Raw genomic sequence first — 19,703 nt, forward strand, 5'->3', positions numbered from 1 at the left:
CTGCTCAAAATTGCTTTAGTAGTGACTGGAACTGATGCTGAAATCGTTAAGATCAGCCAGCGATAATCATCGTTACAGGTAATCCGGGAGGCACCACTTGCACCCTGGGGTAGCCGATGTTGGGTGTTCGAGGTTCAAGCGGGGGTCTCATGCAGTCAGGCTTGTTGCGCATCCTGCGCCTCGGCCGGTCCGGCCGCGTGCCTTTAGTGGCCGCGATTGTCACGGGAGCGCTAGCCGGCGCCGCTCTGGGTGCGGCTCCCTATGTCATCTCGCAGAAGGATCGTGAATTCAAACCCGCGGAGATTTCGATCAAGCGCGGCGAGGTTTTACGATTCATTAACGATGACGGCGAGCTGTTGCATCACGCTTATTTGAGCACCGATACTTTCAGTTTCGACTCGGGCGACCAGCAGCCGGGCAGCAAGTTCGACGTCACCTTTTCGGTGCCCGGCGACTACACCGTGCTGTGCGGCATTCATCCGAAGATGAAGCTCGCAGTCCACGTCGCCAAATAGTCCCTCTCAGGGATCAACGATCTACAGGACCGAGGTCTTGAAGATCGCGGCGTGGCCGAAATAGTAGACGAACAGCGTCAGCGACAGCGCGGCACAGAGCGCAACCGGGGCAAGCCACGGCGCGCGACGATCGCGCGGCAACACCTTGTTGTCGGCAAGAATCGCAAACAGCACGGCGATGATCGCCGAGTGTCCGATGGTGTCGATCTTGCCGAACTCGAAGCACGCGCTGATGAACATCCCCGTCAGCACGGCGGCGGCGCAGCGCCGGATCAGCGGCGTCCAGATCAGGGCAAAGGCGAGCGCGAATTCCACCATGCCCGCGGCGCGCATGTAGAATTCGTTATCGAAGCCGAGGGTCATCCCGGCATGCTCGATCAGGAGCGGAAAGCTCCATTCCGGATAGGCCCATTTTTCGATCGAGGCCCACATCAGCGTCACCGCCGCAGCGTACCGCATCACATCGATCGGGCGGATTCCGAACAGGTCCTTGTTCAGCCCGATCAGCGCAAAATAGGCGGCAACGCCGAGAAAAATCGGGTAGTCGGCAAGATGGAAGACGCCGTAATCGCGAATGCCGATGCCGAACAGGATCGCCATCCCCACGGCCGACAGCGGCAGCGTGCGCCGCGACAGCATGCCGGCGGCGATGGCGAGCTGCAACGCGCCCACGAGCGGTGACGACGTCTTCAACTCGGGGGTCAGCAGGATCCCCCCCACGGCCCAGATCGAGATGAAGAAGAACGCGCAGACCGCGCGCATCATCAGTTCAGTGTGCAGCCGAAGCGCTTCGGTGACGCGGTCCAGCACGCGAATGGTCGCATCGCCCAGCGATGTCGGCTCGATCAGGCAGCCCGCAAACAGCCAGAAGACGGCGACGCCGAGCAGCAGTTCAAAATCGAGGCAAAGGACATTCTCGAGTCCGCGCGGCTGACCGGCGACATCGTAAGCGCAAAACCATTTGACATGTGCCTCGGCACTGCGCGCGGCTGTGACGCAAAACAAAACCGCTGCAAGGCACGTGGCGAAAAAGGAGCGCACAGCCGACGCGGCATCTCGCTCCCGCCCACTAAACATTGAACCAACCGCCCACACACATACGCTTAAGGACTATGTTTAACTTATATCAAATTTTATGCTTTGCGCCTGCCTCCGGACATCCGCTGGTTGCATTGTGGTTAATTGCGGCAGGCAGGCCCCAACCCGTCCTTCAGTGCATCTTTTCCGGCCGGTTCCATCGAATTTTAGCTAATTCCGGCACGGGGGCTCAATTCAACTGTCGTAGTGAAACCCGGACAAATCGGATCGGGAGGCCGGTTAAATGTTCGGAGCGTTGAGCGTCGTGAGTATCGGGGTGGGGTCAGCCCTCGCCTATGTGACAAAATCGTCCCCGTCGCGCACGGCGGCCCTCGAGACTTGCGCGGGCGCGTTCCTAGTCGTCGGGCTCGGCCTGCTTGGGGCCGCACTGCCGCACCTCGCCTGACGCCTCCCCGTTCCAGACCCTCTGCTGCGCTCAGCGCGGCAATTTGGGGATCCCCGCCACCGGCGGGGCCGTGGCGGTCAGGGTTTGCAGGAAGGCGATGAGGTCCTTCTTCTCGCCTGCCGTCAGAGACAATGGCTTGATGTCGGGCGACCGGCTCGGCCGCTCGATCCCGCCCTTGTTGTAGAGCTCGATGACATCTTCCAGCGTTGCGACCGATCCGTCGTGCATGTAGGGCGCACGGCGCACGACGTCGCGCAATGTCGGGGTCTTGAAGGCATATTTCAGCTTCGCCGAGGTCGGAAAGTAACGTCCGCGCCCGATGTCCTGGCCTTTGGCGGTGCCGATATCCTGGAAGGACCCGTCGGAGAAGGATGGGCCGCTGTGGCAGGACGAACAGCGTCCCTTGCCGTTGAAAAGCTCAAAGCCGCGCTGAGCCGTTGCGCTGATCGCGCTCTCGTCGCCCTTGATCCAGCGGTCGAACGGGGCTTCGCCCGCGACGATGGAGCGCTCGAAGGTCGCCAGCGACTGCTCGATCCTCGGCCGTGTGATCGCGCCGTCGCCGAACGCGTGGGTAAATGCATCGACATAGCCGGGGATCGCCGCGAGACGCGCGATCAATTCCGGCTCGGTCATGTTCAGGTTCATCGGGCTCAGAATCGGCCCGAACGCAACGGATTCGAGATCCTTGAACTTGCCGTCCCATCCCAGCGGCTCGAAGAAGGCCACATCGATCAGCGTCGGCGAACGGATCGGCAAGCCTTTCGGATCCTCACCGATGGCGCGCGGCAGGCCGTCGGCCCATGACAGGCTCGGCTTGTGGCAGCTCGCGCAGGAGTGCGTCTTGGACCGCGACAGCAGCGGATCGAAGAACAGCATCTGCCCCAGCGCGGATTTCGCCTCCGAATAGGGATTGCTGCTCGGGAAGGGAACCACGTCGGGCCGGCGATAGCCGGCACGGATTGTCGCAGGGTCGCGCGGCGCCGTCGCCGGGGTCAAGGCAAGCGACAGCCCGACAGGCAAAACTGCCGCGAGCAAGGTCAGGCTGACCCAAAGCCTCATCGGGGTCCTCAGACGGTATCCTGCTCGGTATATGCCCAAGCATGTTCAACGAAGTTTTAACGCTCGGTTGCGGTCTATTACGGATGCCGGATTCCGTCACAGATCATTTGAGCGTCGTCCGGCGCTCCTGATTTCGATCAATCCGTGCAATACCATAGCCACTCAACCTAAGGCGGGCCACGGCGGTCTACTTCGTGGGACGCTCTACTTCTTCGCCGGACGGACCGGCGCGGAGAGCTGCTCGGTGCGGTCGCGCTCGGTCATATCGACCACGGTGTCCATCGGCGCGGTGAGCTCATAGACATAGGAGACGTCGGTGAAGTAGCGCTTCGCGGTGCCGCCGAGCGCCTCCGGCGCGACGCGGTCGAGCAGGATCAGGCCGAAATCGCTGTCGGCCCGCCGCGTCGCCTGGCTGGTGTTGAACTCCTCCCAGCGGAAATGGAACATCGAGTCCGCATCCTCGCCGGCGACTTCCCAGTTCGCGACGATGTGCGGATGCTTGCCGACCAGCGACAGCCCTTCGTCGGAGTGCGAGGCGAGCTCAAAAAACAGCAGCGACAGCGATTGCGCGGCGCGGGCGCTGACGGTGATGTCGGGACCGTTCACCGCGATCCGGTCGGCATGCGGAATCGCGCGCGATTCGAACAGGCCCTTCAGCTTGACGCCTTGCCACTGGCTCTCGCTGAGCAGCGTGACGACATTCGACATCGCGTGGATGCGCCCGATCAACAGTTCGCGCGCGACGTCGATGTCGGCGCCGTGCCGCAGCGTGCGGGTCACGATCGACTGGATCACCGCGAGGATGTTCTTGACCCGATGGTTGAGCTCGTCGATGACCGCAGTCAGCCGGCGCTCGAAGCCGATCCGAACCTCGATCTCGCGGCTGAGGCGCAAATTGTTGTAGGCGACATAGCCGAACAGGCCGCAGACGATGCCGGTCAGCGCGAGGCCGATCGCAGCGACGATGGTCGCGGTCTGCTGCGCACGCACCGTGGCGTTGCTCTTGGCGTAATAGTCGAGCGACCAGTCCCGGCCGCCGAACGTCACCGTGCGGACCATCGACGGCAGCGGGCCGTCCTGGCGCACCGCGCGCGAGGTGACGATGCCCTGCTCGTTGGCGGTGAACTCGTCGTTGGAATCACGCGGGTCCTTCAACGCCACCGCGAACAGCGAGGAATCGTCGTTGGTCAGCATCAGCGACGACAGCTCGTAGGAAAAGGTGATGAAGCCGGCCGGCTCGGACCCACCCTCCTGGAACACCGGCGCAGCGAGCACGACCCCGACCGGGCCGTTCTGCCGCAGCAGCGGCACCGGGTCCGAGGCCACGGGCTTGGCGTTCTCCATTGCCCGCGCCAGCATCGGACCGACCACCGAGTGGCGGTCGAAGGCGCGGCCCGGGATGCTCAGGGTTTCCGGATTGCGCGGCTCGACATCCATCAGCACGTTGATCGGCTTGTCGAGCGCCTTGATGTCGAGCGCCTGGTCGTCGAAATCGCGGATCGAGGGATTGGTGAAGCCGGCGGCCTTCAGCTCCGCCTCGGCCGCGGTCAGCTCGTTCGGCTTGAGCCGCGCGATCCAGGCGGCGACCACGAAATCGGTCTTGAAGGCGTAGATCGCCGAGCGCAGCGGCTGCAGCATGTTGGCCTTCACCATCGACGGGGTCCGGAACAGTCCCGAGGCCACCCGCGCCAGCAGCTCCCGCTCGGTCAGGCGGTCCTGCACCAGGCTGGCATGGACGTCGATCGCCCGCGCCAGCGCGATACCGTCGATTGCGAGCTCCTGATCGTGCACCCGATAGGCGGCAAGACCGGAGAGCAGAACTCCGATCAGCGCAATCAATGCAACGATGAAGCCCAGTCGAACCACACGCTTACTCGGCAATCAGGGGGTGGCGAAAGGGGACGGTAGGCATCTGGCTTCTGCGGGGGCGGCGACAAATCAGGGTGCGATGAACGCCAGCCGCAAGGGAATATGGAATAGCGATCATCGGTACGCAACAGGAGCCGGTCGGCAACATTAACGACGACGCCATCCGGCGGTCTTTGGCGGCACCAAAGGTTGCTAATCGTCAAAGTTGGAAATTGTTCCGGCGATTGCGCAGCTTTTTTGCGGCGGAATGCGCTCCCCTCTCGTCGTCCGTCACCCTGAGGAGCGCGAAGCGCGTCTCGAAGGGTGAACGGCCCGGACAGTGCGGCCGTACACCTTTCGAGGCTCGCTACGCGAGCGCCTCAGGGTGACGGTGAAGCGCACCACGGTCCGCCACAATGATTAACGGCCAGCCGCCTTGCCCGCGCCCTGCGACCGAAGGCCACCCTTGGTCTCGATGAAGCTGATGATGCGGTCGAGGCCGTCGCTCTTCTTCAGATTGGTCATCACGAAGGGCCGCTCGCCGCGCATCCGCCTGGCGTCGGTGTCCATCTTCTCAAGCGACGCACCGACATGGGGCGCGAGGTCGATCTTGTTGATCACCAGAAGGTCGGATCGCGTGATGCCGGGGCCGCCCTTGGAGGGGATCTTGTCGCCGGCGGCGACGTCGATGACGTAGATGGTCAGATCCGCCAATTCCGGCGAGAAGGTCGCCGCCAGATTGTCGCCGCCGGACTCGATCAGCACCAGGTCCAGATCGGGGAATTTCGCCCGCATGTCGGCGACCGCAGCGAGGTTCATCGAGGCGTCCTCGCGGATCGCGGTGTGCGGGCAGCCGCCGGTCTCGACGCCGGCGATGCGGTCCGGTGTCAGCGAACCGGAGCGCACCAGAAACTCGGCGTCCCATTTGGTGTAGATGTCGTTGGTGATCGCGGCGATGTCGTAACGCTCACGCATCGCCTTGCAGAGCAGGTCCATCAGCGCGGTCTTGCCGGAGCCGACCGGACCGCCGACGCCGACGCGCAACGGGCCGTGAGAAGTGGGCATGTGAACAGTGCCTCCGCTATCGTCGTCCCGGCCTAGTGCGCGATTGCGCACGGGGGCCGGGACCCATTACCACCGAATTGAGTTGTTGCGCGCAGCTGGGGCCGCAGACTTGCACAACCACAAGCGTCTGTGGTTATGGGTCCCTGCTTTCGCAGGGACGACCCGGCAGTGTAGCGCATCATGACCGAAACAGCCTCGTATACTGCGCTTCATGACGCAGGCTTGCGAGGTCGGCCCGGAAGGTCGCGCTGCCGAGATCTTCGAGCGAAGCTGCGTTGGCCCGCGCCGCGGTCGCGGCAACGACCGGCTCGAGATCGGCCAGCACGCGCTGGCTGTCGGTCTGCCCGAGCGGAATCAGCCGGCTGCCTGCGGAGATCCAATTCGAGAGCGCAGCATGCAGGAAGGCATGCAGCGATGGCGCCAGCCGGATGCCATGCGCAGCGCTGACGATACCGACCGCGACCGGGTACACGATCGGCCCGCCGCAAGCCGCAATCATCGCGCCGAGGCCAGACGCATTCCAGGCCGCACGGGCAATCTCGATGAAGGCGCGTCCCTGCGTCGTGGTCTCGAGCTGCCGCTCGCGCGACGGCACGAAGGCAGCAGCAAGCTCGGCGATCTCCTTCAGTCCCGCGTAGCCGGGCTCCGACGCCGCGCGATGGCTCTGCGCAAGGAACACGGCGTCGCAAAAGCCGCTGCCGTCGGTGAGCATCGCCGCGAGCCAGCCGCGCAGCGACGCGGCATCGGTGATGTCACCGGCCTCGACCGCCCATTCGATGCCGCTGGAATAGGCGAACGCCCCCACTGGAAAGGACGGCGACAGCCACGTCATCAGCCTGTACAGCGCGGCCGCCTCGTCCTCCGCCATCCCGCCGCGCACCGCAGCGGGATCAGGCTCATTTGTGGTCATGAGCATGGGAGTGGTCGTGGTGATGATGGGCATGGTCGCAATGCTCATCATGATGATGGTGATCGTGGTCGTGGTGATGTCCATCACCGTGGTGGTGACCGTGATCGTGCGCGTCGCCATGGGCATGATCGTGCCCGGCGTGACCATGCGCGTGCTCGTCAGCATGCGCGTGCTCGGCATAGGCGCCGCCCTCGGGATCGAACGGCGCCTCGATCTCGATGACACGGGCCCCTAACCCCTTCACCATCGCCTCGATCACGTGATCGCGCCGAATGCGCAGGCCTTTCGGCATGATCTGCGTCGGCAGATGGCGGTTTCCAAGATGCCAGGCGACCCGGATCAGATGATGCGGATCGCTGCCGCGGATTTCCGCGAGCGGCTCCGGAGCTGCGACCACCTCGACGAGGCGGCCGTCCTCCAGCACCAATGCGTCGCCGCCGCGCAGCGCGATGGCGTTCTCGAGATCGAGCAGGAATTCGAGCCCGCGCGTCCCTGATATCACCATCCGCCGCCGGTGCCGGTCGTCGAAATCGAGCACGACGGTGTCGGCTGCCGCTTCTGTCCAGCGATGCTGTCCCAGGACTTTGGTTGCGCGGATCATCGATTGCCTCAGAGCTTCTGAACCTTGGCGTCGCTGATGATCTCGATCACCGTCGGGCCGGTCTTCATTTCGGCGGAATATTCGCGCCACACCTTCATGTGCGGCGCCTTGCTGTGCGCGGTCAGGTCGTCGCGGGTTTCCCAGCGCTCGACGGACCACATACAGATTGGGATCGTTGACGCTGACATGGCCCTCGTAGGAGAGGCAGCCCTTCTCCTTGTGGGTCTCGGCGATGCACGCCTTGTGTCCCCTAATGAAGTCGTCCTTGTTTTCCGGCTTCATCGGCGTGGTTGCGATGACATAGATCATGGTGTTTCTCCCGTTCTTGTTCTTGTTAGCGAACGTCGACCTTCTCGGGCGTGATCACCTCGATCTTCGGCGGCGCGGCCATGCACTTCACCGCAACGCGGCCGAACGTCTTCATGTGCTCGGCGGTACGATGCGGCACCAGCGCCTCGGCGTTTTCCCACTGCTCGACGAACACCATCTTGCTGTGGTCGGTGACGCTCTCGTGCAAATCGTAGGCGATGTTGCCGGGCTCCTTGCGGGTTTCCTTGATGCAGGCCGTCGCCGCGGCGATGAATTCGGCGCGGGTCTCGGGCTTGATGGTCAGCGTGGCAACGACGTAAATCACGGAAATTCCTCCCGGTTTTCTCTTTTGGTTTCAGATATCGGGATGGGTTTTAGAACATAAAGTAGCGCTGTGCCATGGGCAGCACCTCGGCCGGCGCGCAGGTCAGGAGCTCGCCGTCTGCGCGTACCTCATAGGTCTCGGGATCGACCTCGATCTCGGGCGTCGCGTCGTTATGGATCATGCTCTTCTTGGAGATCTTTCCGCGGGTGTTCTGTACCGCGTAGAGCTTCTTGCTGATCCCGAGCTTGCGGGCGAGGCCGCCGGTGACCGCGGCCTTCGAGGTGAACACCACCGAGGACGCGGTCAGGGCCTTGCCGAAGGCGGCGAACATCGGCCGGTAATGCACCGGCTGCGGTGTCGGGATCGAGGCGTTGGGATCGCCCATCGGCGCCGCCACGATCGAGCCGCCCTTGATGATGCAGTCCGGCTTGACGCCGAAGAACGCCGGCGACCACAGCACCAGATCGGCCATCTTGCCCTTTTCCACTGAACCGATCAGCTTCGACACGCCATGCGCGATCGCCGGGTTGATGGTGTATTTGGCGATGTAGCGCCTGACGCGGAAATTGTCGTTGTCGTTGCCCTTGTCCTGCGGCAGCGCTCCGCGCTGCTTCTTCATCTTGTCGGCGGTCTGCCAGGTGCGGATGATCACCTCGCCAAGCCGGCCCATCGCCTGCGAGTCCGACGACATCATCGAGAGCGCGCCGAGATCGTGCAGGATGTCCTCGGCGGCGATGGTCTCCTTGCGGATCCGGCTTTCGGCGAAGGCGAGGTCCTCGGCGATCGACGGATCGAGATGATGGCACACCATCAGCATGTCGAGATGCTCGTCGATGGTGTTGCGGGTGAACGGCCGGGTCGGGTTGGTCGAGGACGGCAGCACGTTCTTCAGGCCCGCAATCTTGATGATGTCGGGGGCGTGGCCGCCGCCGGCGCCTTCGGTGTGGAAAGCATGGATGGTGCGGCCCTTGAATGCCTTCACGGTTTCCTCGACGAAACCGGATTCGTTCAGCGTGTCCGAATGCAGCATCACCTGGACGTCGTAATCGTCGGCCACCGACAGACAGGTGTCGATCGCCGACGGCGTGGTGCCCCAATCCTCGTGCAGCTTCAGCGCGCAGGCACCGCCCTTGATCATCTCGACCAGCGCCGCCGGACGCGAGGCGTTGCCCTTGCCGGAAATGCCGAGGTTGACCGGGAAGGCGTCGAACGACTGGATCATCCGCCCCATGTGCCACGGGCCGGGCGTGCAGGTGGTGGCGAAGGTGCCGTGCGAGGGGCCGGTGCCGCCCCCTAACATCGAGGTGACGCCACTCATCAGCGCGTGCTCGATCTGCTGCGGGCAGATGAAGTGGATGTGGCTGTCGAATCCGCCCGCGGTGAGGATTTTGCCCTCACCCGCGATTACGTCGGTGCCGGGACCGATGATGATGGTGACATTGGGCTGGATGTCGGGATTGCCGGCCTTGCCGATCGCCGCGATCATCCCCTCCTTGATCGCGACGTCGGCCTTGACGATGCCCCAGTGATCGACGATCAGCGCGTTGGTGATGACGGTATCGGCCGCGCCTTGCGCGTTGGTCACCTGCGACTGCCCCATGCCGTCGCGGATCACCTTGCCGCCGCCGAACTTGACCTCCTCGCCATAGGTGGTGAGATCCTTCTCGACCTCGATGATCAGATCGGTGTCGGCGAGCCGCACTTTGTCGCCGGTGGTCGGCCCGAACATGTCGGCATAGACGGAACGCTTGATCTTCACGGACATGTCAGCCCCCAGTTTCAGCCAGCGCGGCCTTGGCGCGCGCGATAGCGTCATCGAAAATGCGGTCGAGCCGCGGATTGATCCCCCGGCAACCGGCAACGACCTTGTCGGCCCAGGCCGCATAGTCGGCGAGATCGTCGCGCTCGTCCTTGCCTGGATGCGGCACGATCCGGGCGCCGATATTGCTGACCTTGTCGGCGGTCTTGATCAGCTTGGCACCGGGCGATTTGTGCGGAGCGTCCTCGATCTGCTTTTGCCGGCGCACGGGCTTTGGCAGGCTCATGTCGTCGGTGCATTCGACCACCAGCGCGGCAACGCGTTCGCTGAACTTTTGCGCGAGCTCCGCGCGCGTGGTCTCGGTGTCCTCGATGGTGTCGTGCAGCCAGCCGGCCGCCACCAGCTCGGCATCGGCACCATCGGTCACCTGCGCCAGCAGGTTCGCGACCTCGGCCAGATGGTTGATGTAAGGCTCATTGCCCCGCCCCTTGCGCGCCATGCCGTTGTGACGGCGCGCGGCAAGCTCGGCAGCTTCGGAGACCATGCGGAGCGCGGGTAGCATCGGGCCTACAACTTCCCCTTCACCTCGGCGCGGAAGCCGTAGATCACGCGCTTGCCGGCGAGTGCCACGAGGTGGACCTCGCGGGTCTGGCCGGGCTCGAAGCGGACGGCGGTGCCGGCGGCGATGTCAAGGCGCATGCCGCGGGCTTTCTTGCGGTCGAATTTCAGCGCCGGATTGGTCTCGAAGAAGTGGTAGTGCGAGCCGACCTGGATCGGGCGGTCGCCGGTGTTGGCGACCGACAGCGTCACGGTCTTGCGGCCGGCATTAAGCTCGATCTCGCCGTCCTTGATGAAGAGTTCGCCGGGAATCATGTCGCACTCCTATCGGATCGGCTCGTGCACGGTGACGAGCTTGGTGCCGTCGGGAAATGTCGCCTCGACCTGGATGTCGTGGATCATCTCCGGGATGCCATCCATCACCTGCGCGCGGGTCAGGACCTTCGCGCCGGCCTGCATCAAGTCGGCGACGGTGCGGCCGTCACGCGCGCCCTCGACGATGAAGTCGGTGATCAGCGCAATCGCCTCGGGGTGGTTCAGCTTGACGCCGCGCTCGAGCCTGCGGCGCGCCACCATGGCGGCCATCGATACCAGGAGCTTGTCCTTTTCGCGGGGAGACAAATTCATGCGAGCACTCTGATCGTTCTTGAAGGGTCTAGTTCAGCCACAGCCGCGGCAGCGGGACTAAGGAGGCGCGGCCGAGCACCGCCATCATGTCGGCGCGCAACCGGGCCGCATCTTGGGCACAGAAGCGCGCCATTGCAAAGCCATTCCAGGCAGAGATGCCGACCTCGGCGCCGAAGCTGTCAGATGCCTCGCGGATGCGCCCGACCAGCGCCTCGTCGCCTGGCACGATCAGCGCGGTGCCGATCGCGCAGCCGCCCCCAGCGATCGCGGGCCTTGCCAGCTTGTCACCGATCTCGCCGTCGAGCCTGATAGTCTCGGCAAACACCAGCCGGCCGCCGCGGCGCATCCGCCAGCGGTCGACGAACTCGCCATGGCGCATGGTCTCGCCCATCGCGGCGCGGCCGAACACCACGATCTCGCACAGCAAAAGCGAAGCGCCCTCGGCAAGGTCGATGTCGAAGCCGCGATGAATACGGGCGCGGTCGAACAGGATGGTCTCCTGCGGCAGCCAGGAGAGATGCGCGCCATCAGCGACCTTCAGCGCGATATCGAGCCGCGCCGCCGCGCCCGGGGCGCGATAGACCTTTTCGGCGGCCGCCGTGGTCAGCGTCAGGCGGGCGCCCTGACCGGCCGCGATTGCGATGTCGAAGCGGTCGCCGCCGGCAATGCCGCCGGCGGTGTTGACGAACATGGCCGACAGGCCATCGTCCTCCGGCGATGGAAAACGCACGCGCAGCGAGCCCGATTCATGGAGATCACCGCGGCGGGTGACGCCATCCTTGCGATGCACGCCGAACCTGACAGCGCCCTGGGCGCGGTTTGCCGCAAACGTCGCCGCTGCCGCGCCTGCGATCCCGGTCCGCATTCCCCCGACGCTCCCTTGCGCGCGCCGCGCGAGGCGGCGTCACAGCCTGTTCACAACGCCATCTGGCGGCTGATCTCGGCGGGATCGAGGCTTGCGCGGTCGCAGGCATATTTCACCGCACCCCGGTCCATCACGGCAAAACTGTCGCCGAGTTCGCAGGCAAAGTCGAGATATTGTTCGACCAGCACGATGGCGATGTTGCCGAGGTTACGCAGATAGGAAATGGCGCGGCCGATATCCTTGATGATCGAGGGCTGGATGCCCTCGGTCGGCTCGTCGAGCAGCAGGAGCTTTGGCCGCATCACCAGCGCGCGGCCGATCGCAAGCTGCTGCTGCTGGCCGCCGGAGAGATCGCCGCCGCGGCGGCCCAGCATGGTCTGCAGTACCGGAAACAGCGAGAACACGTCGTCGGGGATGTTGCGGTCCTCGCGCTTCAGCGGGCCGAATCCGGTCTTGAGGTTTTCCTCCACCGTCAGCAACGGGAAGATCTCGCGGCCCTGCGGCACGAAGCCAATGCCGCGCCGCGCCCGCTCATAGGGTTTTAGCGCGGTGATGTCCTTGCCGTCGAAATTGATCGCGCCGGAGGCGATCGGATACTGGCCGACCATGGCGCGCAGCAGCGAGGTCTTGCCGACGCCGTTGCGGCCGAGCACGCAGGTGACCTTGCCCGGCTCCGCGGTCAGCGACACGCCGCGCAGCGCCTGGGCCGCGCCCGTAATAGAGGTTGATGTTGTCGATCTTCAGCATCGCCTAGCGCCCCAGATACACTTCGACCACCCGCTCGTTCGACGATACCTGGTCGATCGAACCTTCGGCGAGCACCGTGCCTTCGTGCAGGCAGCTCACCTTGACGCCGAGCTCGCGCACGAAGGTCATGTCGTGCTCGACCACCATGATGGTGTGGTTCTTGTTGATCTCCTTCAGCAGCTCCGCGGTCAAATGGGTCTCGACATCGGTCATGCCGGCGACCGGCTCGTCGACCAGAAGCACCTTGGGGTCCTGCGCCAGCAGCATGCCGATCTCGAGCCACTGCTTCTGGCCGTGCGACAGGCTGCCGGCGAGGCGGTTGCGCGCATCGGTCAGGCGGATGGTCTCGAGCACCTTGTCGATGCGCTCGGCCTCGGCCTTGCTGCCGCGCCAGAACAGCGTGCCGCGCACGGAATGATCGACATTGAGCGCGAGCAGCAGGTTGTCCTGCACGGTCTGGCTCTCGAACACCGTCGGCTTCTGGAATTTGCGGCCGATGCCGAGCTCGGCGATGCGGGTCTCGTCGAGCCGGGTCAGGTCGACGGTGCCGTCGAACAGCACGGTGCCCTCGTCCGGCTTGGTCTTGCCGGTGATGATGTCCATCATCGTGGTCTTGCCGGCGCCGTTCGGGCCGATGATGGCGCGCATTTCGCCGGGCGCGAGCGTCAGCGACAGATTGTTGATGGCGTGGAAGCCGTCGAACGAGACGTGCACGCCGTCGAGATAGAGCATGGCCGAAGTGGCGCGGGTATCCATGACGTTCATCTGCCTACTCCGCCAAGTTCGGTGCACCGACGCCGTCTTCGCGTGCGGCGCTTTCCTTGTCGACCGCAAGGGCCGCGCTGCGCCGCGTCTCCCACCAGCTGTCGAAGGTGCCGACGATGCCCTTGGGCAACAGCAGCGTGACCAGGATGAACAGCGCGCCGAGCATGAACAGCCAGTACGGCGCGAGTGGTCCGGACGTGAAGAACGTCTTGGCGTAATTGACAACGACGGCGCCGAGCGCGGCGCCGATCAGCGTGCCGCGACCGCCGACCGCGACCCAGATCACCGCCTCGATCGAATTGCCGGGCGCGAACTCGCTCGGATTGATGATACCGACCTGCGGCACGTAAAGCGCACCGGCGACGCCGGCCATGCAGGCCGACAGCGTGAACACGAACAGCTTGTAGGATTCGACGCGATAACCGAGGAAGCGGGTCCGGCTTTCGGCATCGCGCACCGCGATCAGGACCTTGCCGAGCTTCGAGGTCACGATCGCGCGGCAGATCAGGAAGGCGATGATCAGTGCCAGGCAGCTCAGCAGGAACAGCGCTGCACGGGTCCCTTCGGCCTGCACGTTGAAGCCGAGGATGTCCTTGAAGTCGGTCAGGCCGTTGTTGCCGCCGAAGCCGAAATCGTTACGGAAGAACGCCAGCAGCAGCGCATAGGTCATCGCCTGCGTGATGATCGACAGATACACGCCGGTGACGCGCGAGCGGAAGGCGAGCCAGCCGAAGCAGAAGGCAAGCAGGCCCGGCACCAACAGCACCATCAACGCGGCAACCCAGAACTTGTCGAAGCCGTACCAGTACCAGGGCAGCTTGTCCCAGTTCAGGAACACCATAAAGTCGGGCAGGATCGGGTTGCCGTAGACGCCGCGGCTGCCGATCTGCCGCATCAGGTACATGCCCATCGCGTAGCCGCCGAGCGCGAAGAACGCGCCGTGGCCGAGCGAAAGGATGCCGCAATAGCCCCAGATCAGATCGATCGAGAGCGCGAGGATGGCGTAACAGACATATTTGCCCCACAGCGCCACCAGATAGGTCGGCACCTGGAACATCGAGCCCTGCGGCAGCAGCAGGTTCGACAGCGGGATCAGCACGCCGACCGCGGCGACGAGCAGCACGAACGCGGTCGCGGCGCGGTCGAGCGAACGGGTGAGGATATGCGGCGTCATGCTTCCACCGCCCGGCCCTTGAGCGCGAACAGGCCGCGCGGCCGCTTCTGGATGAACAGGATGATCAGCACCAGGATCGCGATCTTGCCGAGCACCGCACCTGCCATCGGCTCGAGGAACTTGTTGGCGATGCCGAGCGTGAAGGCGCCGACCAGCGTGCCCCAGAGATTGCCGACGCCGCCGAACACCACGACCATGAATGAGTCGATGATGTAGCTCTGGCCGAGGTTCGGGCTGACATTGTCGATCTGCGACAGCGCCACGCCGGCAATGCCGGCGATTCCCGAGCCGAGGCCGAAGGTCAGCGCGTCGACGCGCGAGGTGGCGATCCCCATCGAGGCCGCCATGCGGCGGTTCTGCGTCACCGCGCGCATCTCGAGCCCGAGCGCGGTATAGCGCAGCATCGCGAGCAGGATGGCGAACACCGCGAGCGTGAAGCAGAGGATCCAAAGCCGGTTATAGGTGATGGTGATCTGGCCGAGCTCGAAGGCGCCGCTCATCCAGGAGGGGTTGCCGACCTCGCGGTTTTGGTCGGACCGAACGCGGTGCGCACCGCCTGCTGCAGCACCAGCGACAGGCCCCAGGTCGCGAGCAGCGTCTCCAGCGGACGGCCGTAGAGGAAGCGGATGATGGTGCGCTCGATCACGACGCCGATGAGGCCCGCGACCAGGAAGGCGAGCGGCACCGCGATCAGCAGCGAATAGTCGAACAGCGCGGGATAGCGGGTGCGGATCACCTCCTGCACCACGAAGGTGGTGTAGGCGCCAAGCATCACCATCTCGCCATGCGCCATGTTGATGACGCCCATCACGCCGAAGGTGATGGCAAGCCCGATCGCGGCGAGCAGCAGCACCGAGCCGAGCGACAGGCCGTACCAGGCGTTCTGCACCATCGACCACATCGCAAGATTGCTCTGGATCGAGGTGACCGCGGTAGCCGCCGCCTTGGCGACCAGCGGCGGCTGGTCGCCGAGCCCGGTAAGCAACGCCTGCGCCTCCTGGTCGCCGCGGGCCTTGACCACAGCAACGGCGTCGAGCTTGTCGCTGTCCGATGCATCCGGCTTGAACAGGATGATGGCGGCGCGTGCCTCGGCGAAGGCCTGCTTGATCGATTTGACGCTCTCCTTGGCGAGCGCCCCCTCCACCGTCGGCAGCAGATTCTCCTCGTGGCTCTTGAACACCGATTGCGCAGCGGCAAGCCGCTTGGCCGGATCCGGCGACAGCAGCGTCAGGCCGCCAAGCGCGGCCTCCACGGTGCGGCGCAGGCGGTTGTTGAGGCGAACGGCAGCGGCGCTGTCGGGCAGCTTGTCGACGGCCGCGCCGGTGGCGGCGTCGATGATCTTGCCGTCGGCCTGCGTGATGAAGACCTTCTTGCTGTCCGGATCGGCCGACAGCCGGCCGTCCTGCAGCGCGCCGATGATCGGCGAAGCGAGCGCATTGCCCGATGCGGCAACCTCGCCGATCGCGGCCTCGGTGTCGGAGAACTCGTCATTGGCGAATTTGGCGACCGAATCCTCGAACGGGCCGGCCAGCGCCGGCACAGCAAGGCAGCTCAGCAGCAGGATCGAGAGAAACAGAGTGCGAAAGCGATCAATACAAATAGCAAACACGTCAGTACCCCGGCAGGAGTGGAGGAGAAGGCGGCGAGCAATGCCGCCTTCTCCGGTTTTGGAAGGTTGTGTTGTGTCGTTGTTGAGGTCAGGTGTCTTGTTTGAGCGTGATCTCCGCGCAAACGCGTTCCGCGTTTGTCGCGAGGGAAAACCGCTTCGCAATTCTCCCTATCAAGCTCTCAATCAGGAGCCCTGGCCGCCGCACTTGTTGGTCTTGGTGTTGTAGTTGCCGCACTTCTTGCCGACCCAATCGCCGATCAGGTCCTTGGAGCCCTCGAGCTCCTTCGACCAGGCGTCGCCGGCCACCAGGCCCGGAGTCTTCCAGACCACGTCGAACTGGCCGTTGCCCTTGATTTCGCCGATGAACACCGGCTTGGTGATGTGGTGGTTCGGCAGCATCTTCGAGGTGCCGCCGGTCAGGTTCGGCGCCTCGGTGCCGGGAAGCGCGTCGATCACCTTGTCCGGATCGGTCGACTTCACCTTCTCGACCGCCTTCACCCACATGTTGAAGCCGATGTAGTGCGCTTCCATCGGATCGTTGGTCACGCGCTTCGGATTCTTGGTGTAGGCCTGCCACTCCTTGATGAACTTCTCGTTCGCCGGGGTCTTGATCGACTCGAAGTAGTTCCAGGCGGCGAGATGGCCGAGCAGCGGCTTGGTGTCGATGCCGGCGAGCTCTTCTTCGCCGACCGAGAACGCGACCACCGGGATGTCGGTCGCCTTGATGCCCTGGTTGCCGAGCTCCTTGTAGAACGGAACGTTGGCGTCGCCGTTGATGGTGGAGACCACGGCGGTCTTCTTGCCGGCCGAGCCGAACTTCTTGATGTCGGCCACGATCGTCTGCCAGTCGGAGTGACCGAACGGCGTGTAGTTGATCATGATGTCGTCCTGGGCGACGCCCTTCGACTTCAGATAGGCCTCCAGGATCTTGTTGGTGGTGCGCGGATAGACGTAGTCGGTGCCGGCCAGCACCCAGCGCTTCACCTTTTCTTCCTTCATCAGATAGTCGACGGCGGGGATCGCCTGCTGGTTCGGCGCCGCGCCCGTGTAGAACACGTTGCGCTCGGATTCCTCGCCCTCATACTGCACCGGATAGAACAGGATGTTGTTGAGCTCCTTGAACACCGGCAGCACGGACTTGCGCGACACCGAGGTCCAGCAGCCGAACACGACCGCAACCTTGTCCTTGGTGATCAGCTCGCGGGCCTTCTCGGCAAACAGCGGCCAGTTCGATGCGGGGTCGACCACGACGGCCTCGAGCTTCTTGCCGAGTACGCCGCCCTTCTTGTTCTGCTCGTCGATCAGGAAAAGGATCGTGTCCTTCAGCGTGGTTTCGCTGATGGCCATGGTGCCCGACAGCGAGTGAAGAATACCAATCTTGATGGTGTCGTCGGCCGCTTGGGCGGGCGCGAACGGCGAGGACGCAGCCAGACCCAAAACCAGGCCGGCCGTCGCCGCGAGCGCGCGGCGGCGGGTCATCGTCGTTATTTTGTGAGTAAGCTGAGTAAGCATGAAATGTCGTCTCCCTGACGCAGGCGTGGAACGCTTGCGAACGGCCGCTTGGCCGCCTGCGGTTAAGGGAATCGCAAGAACTGTGCCACGGTGTGTGGGCACCGTAAGCCAATGAACCAACTGGATAATTTCATGAGTTCCGGGCAAATACGGAAAGCGATTGCCCAATCATTGAGCCGTAAACTTGACTGCCGAAAGAGCAATCAGATTATTTTGTGGGCAAAATCAACTTCTTGGCTAAATTTCCGGCACCGATTTGTGACAGTTTGCGCGATGGTTCGGCGCATTCCGCGCACCCATTCCGGCGATATCATCTTGAAACCGCCCAGTTCCTGGTCCATATCCTCGCCATGCCCGCGACATCGCGGTGCCTTCGCGAGCTGCGTGTTCAAGCCGCCCCAAGCGGCTTCTGGCTCGCCTTTCAGCTAACCCAGCTTGACGCCCCAGACACGCGGGTGTCCCCGAATGCTTTCATGCGATTCCGGCCGATACTGGCCGGGACGATGACGGCTTTTATGGAAAGAACCACCTTTTGACCTCCTTTCAGGATTTCGGCCTCGCCGATCCCATCGCCCGCGCGCTTCGAGAAGAAAACTATCTCACGCCGACCCCCATCCAAGCCCAGACCATCCCGCTCGCACTTGCCGGCCGCGACGTCGTCGGCATCGCCCAGACCGGAACCGGCAAGACCGCGTCCTTCGCGCTGCCGATCCTGCACCGGCTGCTCGAGAACCGCATCCGCCCGCAGCCCAAGAGCTGCCGCGTGCTGGTGCTCTCGCCGACCCGCGAACTGTCCGGGCAGATCCTCGACAGCTTCAACACCTATGGCCGCCACGTCCGGCTGTCCTCGACGCTCGCCATCGGCGGCGTGCCGATGGGCCGCCAGGTCCGTTCCCTGATGCAGGGCGTCGAGGTGCTGGTCGCCACCCCCGGCCGTCTGCTCGACCTCGTGCAGAGCAACGGGCTGAAGCTCAACCAGGTTGAATTCCTGGTGCTCGATGAAGCCGACCGCATGCTCGACATGGGCTTCATCAACGACATCCGCAAAATCGTCGCCAAGCTGCCGATCCGGCGGCAGACGCTGTTCTTCTCGGCCACCATGCCCAAGGACATCGCCGAGCTCGCCGAGGCGATGCTGCGCGACCCCGCCCGCGTGGCGGTGACGCCGGTGGCCTCGACGGTCGATCGCATCGCCCAGCGCGCGATCCAGGTCGATTTCGCGGCCAAGCCGACGGTTCTCGCCCAGCTTCTGAAGCAGGAGCAGGTCAATCGTGCCCTGGTGTTTACCCGCACCAAGCACGGCGCCGACAAGGTGGTGAAGAGCCTTGCCAAGGCCGGCATCGAGGCCAATGCGATCCACGGCAACAAGTCGCAGAACCACCGCGAGCGCACGCTGGCGGCGTTCCGTACCGGCGAGATCCGCACGCTGGTGGCGACCGATATCGCCGCCCGCGGCATCGACGTCGACGGCATCAGCCATGTCGTGAACTTCGACCTGCCCAACATCCCGGAGACCTACGTCCACCGCATCGGCCGCACCGCGCGCGCCGGCGCTGACGGCATCGCGATCTCGCTGGTCGCCGGCGCCGAGGAGATGGGCTATCTGCGCGATATCGAGCGGCTGATCCGGATTACCGTGCCGCGGGAAGACCGCCGCACCCAGGGCAGCCGCGAGGCCGCCGCGCCCGCACCGGCGACCCACCCCCACCGTGGCGGCCGCTCTGCGCCGCGCGCGCATAATGTCCGTGGGAATGAGCCGGCTCCAAGTGCAAAAGGCCCTCGCCGCCGCCGCCGTCGGGGTGGTAATAATGGCGCGCCGCAGACGAGCCGGGGCGAGTCGCCGCGTCCGTCGCAGGCCGGCAACAGCGAAGGCATTCAGGGCGTCGCCTTCTTGCATCGCGAGAGCCGGCCGAATCCGCAACCCAACCGCAACAACCGACCGAAGCACTAGCCGTCGCTCGATCTGGAGAAA

18 protein-coding genes and 3 pseudogenes are annotated in these 19,703 nt (G+C 64.3%); 2 read left to right on the top strand and 19 right to left on the bottom strand.

The features are described 5' to 3' along the window. Positions 1-149: 149 nt before the first annotated feature. Entirely contained in the window at positions 150-515 is a 366-nt protein-coding gene (locus tag ACVWW1_RS26240; protein ID WP_176528895.1) for a methylamine utilization protein, read from the top strand. Between the two features lie 21 nt (positions 516-536). On the opposite strand, the gene ACVWW1_RS26245 is transcribed toward ACVWW1_RS26240, so the two are convergent. The 19 genes and pseudogenes from ACVWW1_RS26245 to urtA form a co-directional block, all read right to left on the bottom strand. After that, positions 537-1,520 carry a hypothetical protein gene (locus tag ACVWW1_RS26245; RefSeq protein WP_207834915.1) on the bottom strand — a complete coding sequence of 328 codons (984 nt, stop codon included), beginning with the start codon at positions 1,518-1,520 and terminating at the stop codon, positions 537-539. A gap of 508 nt (positions 1,521-2,028) precedes the next feature. Then, on the bottom strand, positions 2,029-3,057 hold the full coding sequence (locus ACVWW1_RS26250) for a cytochrome-c peroxidase (protein ID WP_456657924.1): 1,029 nt from the start codon (positions 3,055-3,057) through the stop codon (positions 2,029-2,031). Positions 3,058-3,261: 204 nt separating this feature from the next. Beyond that, positions 3,262-4,923: a CHASE domain-containing protein gene (locus ACVWW1_RS26255; protein ID WP_456657925.1), complete on the bottom strand. Its 1,662-nt coding sequence runs from the start codon at positions 4,921-4,923 to the stop codon at positions 3,262-3,264. 402 nt (positions 4,924-5,325) lie between these two features. After that, the gene (gene ureG, locus ACVWW1_RS26260) at positions 5,326-5,970 is read right to left on the bottom strand and encodes an urease accessory protein UreG (RefSeq protein WP_092118982.1); all 645 of its coding nucleotides are present in this window, start codon (positions 5,968-5,970) and stop codon (positions 5,326-5,328) included. A gap of 178 nt (positions 5,971-6,148) precedes the next feature. Next, on the bottom strand, positions 6,149-6,886 hold the full coding sequence (locus ACVWW1_RS26265; RefSeq protein WP_456657926.1) for an urease accessory protein UreF: 738 nt from the start codon (positions 6,884-6,886) through the stop codon (positions 6,149-6,151). Then, the gene (locus ACVWW1_RS26270; RefSeq protein ID WP_456660681.1) at positions 6,867-7,481 is read right to left on the bottom strand and encodes an urease accessory protein UreE; all 615 of its coding nucleotides are present in this window, start codon (positions 7,479-7,481) and stop codon (positions 6,867-6,869) included. The genes ACVWW1_RS26265 and ACVWW1_RS26270 overlap by 20 nt, the downstream gene beginning before the upstream one ends. Positions 7,482-7,489: 8 nt before the next feature. Then, the gene (locus ACVWW1_RS26275; protein ID WP_456660682.1) at positions 7,490-7,642 is read right to left on the bottom strand and encodes a putative quinol monooxygenase; all 153 of its coding nucleotides are present in this window, start codon (positions 7,640-7,642) and stop codon (positions 7,490-7,492) included. Between the two features lie 52 nt (positions 7,643-7,694). Then, positions 7,695-7,790 (bottom strand): annotated as a pseudogene (locus ACVWW1_RS26280) (putative quinol monooxygenase); the annotation flags it as partial. A gap of 25 nt (positions 7,791-7,815) precedes the next feature. After that, entirely contained in the window at positions 7,816-8,115 is a 300-nt protein-coding gene (locus ACVWW1_RS26285) for a putative quinol monooxygenase (protein ID WP_024581875.1), read from the bottom strand. A 49-nt stretch (positions 8,116-8,164) separates the two neighbouring features. Next, positions 8,165-9,880: an urease subunit alpha gene (gene ureC / locus ACVWW1_RS26290; RefSeq protein WP_456657927.1), complete on the bottom strand. Its 1,716-nt coding sequence runs from the start codon at positions 9,878-9,880 to the stop codon at positions 8,165-8,167. Position 9,881: 1 nt separating this feature from the next. After that, positions 9,882-10,436, bottom strand: a complete 555-nt coding sequence (locus ACVWW1_RS26295) for an HD domain-containing protein (RefSeq protein ID WP_456657928.1) — start codon at positions 10,434-10,436, stop codon at positions 9,882-9,884. A gap of 5 nt (positions 10,437-10,441) precedes the next feature. Continuing rightward, positions 10,442-10,747, bottom strand: a complete 306-nt coding sequence (locus ACVWW1_RS26300) for an urease subunit beta (RefSeq protein ID WP_342724809.1) — start codon at positions 10,745-10,747, stop codon at positions 10,442-10,444. A 9-nt stretch (positions 10,748-10,756) separates the two neighbouring features. Then, positions 10,757-11,059, bottom strand: coding sequence for an urease subunit gamma (locus ACVWW1_RS26305; RefSeq protein WP_176528888.1), 303 nt, complete (start codon positions 11,057-11,059; stop codon positions 10,757-10,759). Positions 11,060-11,087: 28 nt separating this feature from the next. Next, on the bottom strand, positions 11,088-11,924 hold the full coding sequence (locus ACVWW1_RS26310) for an urease accessory protein UreD (RefSeq protein ID WP_456657929.1): 837 nt from the start codon (positions 11,922-11,924) through the stop codon (positions 11,088-11,090). 50 nt (positions 11,925-11,974) lie between these two features. After that, positions 11,975-12,671, bottom strand: a pseudogene (urtE, locus tag ACVWW1_RS26315) (urea ABC transporter ATP-binding subunit UrtE). A 3-nt stretch (positions 12,672-12,674) separates the two neighbouring features. After that, entirely contained in the window at positions 12,675-13,436 is a 762-nt protein-coding gene (gene urtD, locus ACVWW1_RS26320; protein ID WP_456657930.1) for an urea ABC transporter ATP-binding protein UrtD, read from the bottom strand. Between the two features lie 4 nt (positions 13,437-13,440). Then, entirely contained in the window at positions 13,441-14,610 is a 1,170-nt protein-coding gene (urtC, locus tag ACVWW1_RS26325; RefSeq protein ID WP_456657931.1) for an urea ABC transporter permease subunit UrtC, read from the bottom strand. Beyond that, positions 14,607-16,204 (bottom strand): annotated as a pseudogene (gene urtB / locus ACVWW1_RS26330) (urea ABC transporter permease subunit UrtB). Before urtB ends, urtC begins: the two are co-directional and overlap by 4 nt. 198 nt (positions 16,205-16,402) lie before the next feature. Next, the gene (gene urtA / locus ACVWW1_RS26335; RefSeq protein ID WP_092119009.1) at positions 16,403-17,731 is read right to left on the bottom strand and encodes an urea ABC transporter substrate-binding protein; all 1,329 of its coding nucleotides are present in this window, start codon (positions 17,729-17,731) and stop codon (positions 16,403-16,405) included. 532 nt (positions 17,732-18,263) lie between these two features. Here urtA and ACVWW1_RS26340 point away from each other — a divergent pair. After that, complete coding sequence (locus ACVWW1_RS26340) at positions 18,264-19,682, top strand: DEAD/DEAH box helicase (RefSeq protein ID WP_176528885.1); 1,419 nt, start codon at positions 18,264-18,266, stop codon at positions 19,680-19,682. The last annotated feature ends 21 nt before the right edge of the window (positions 19,683-19,703 follow it).

Source organism: Bradyrhizobium sp. JR3.5 (assembly GCF_054057015.1).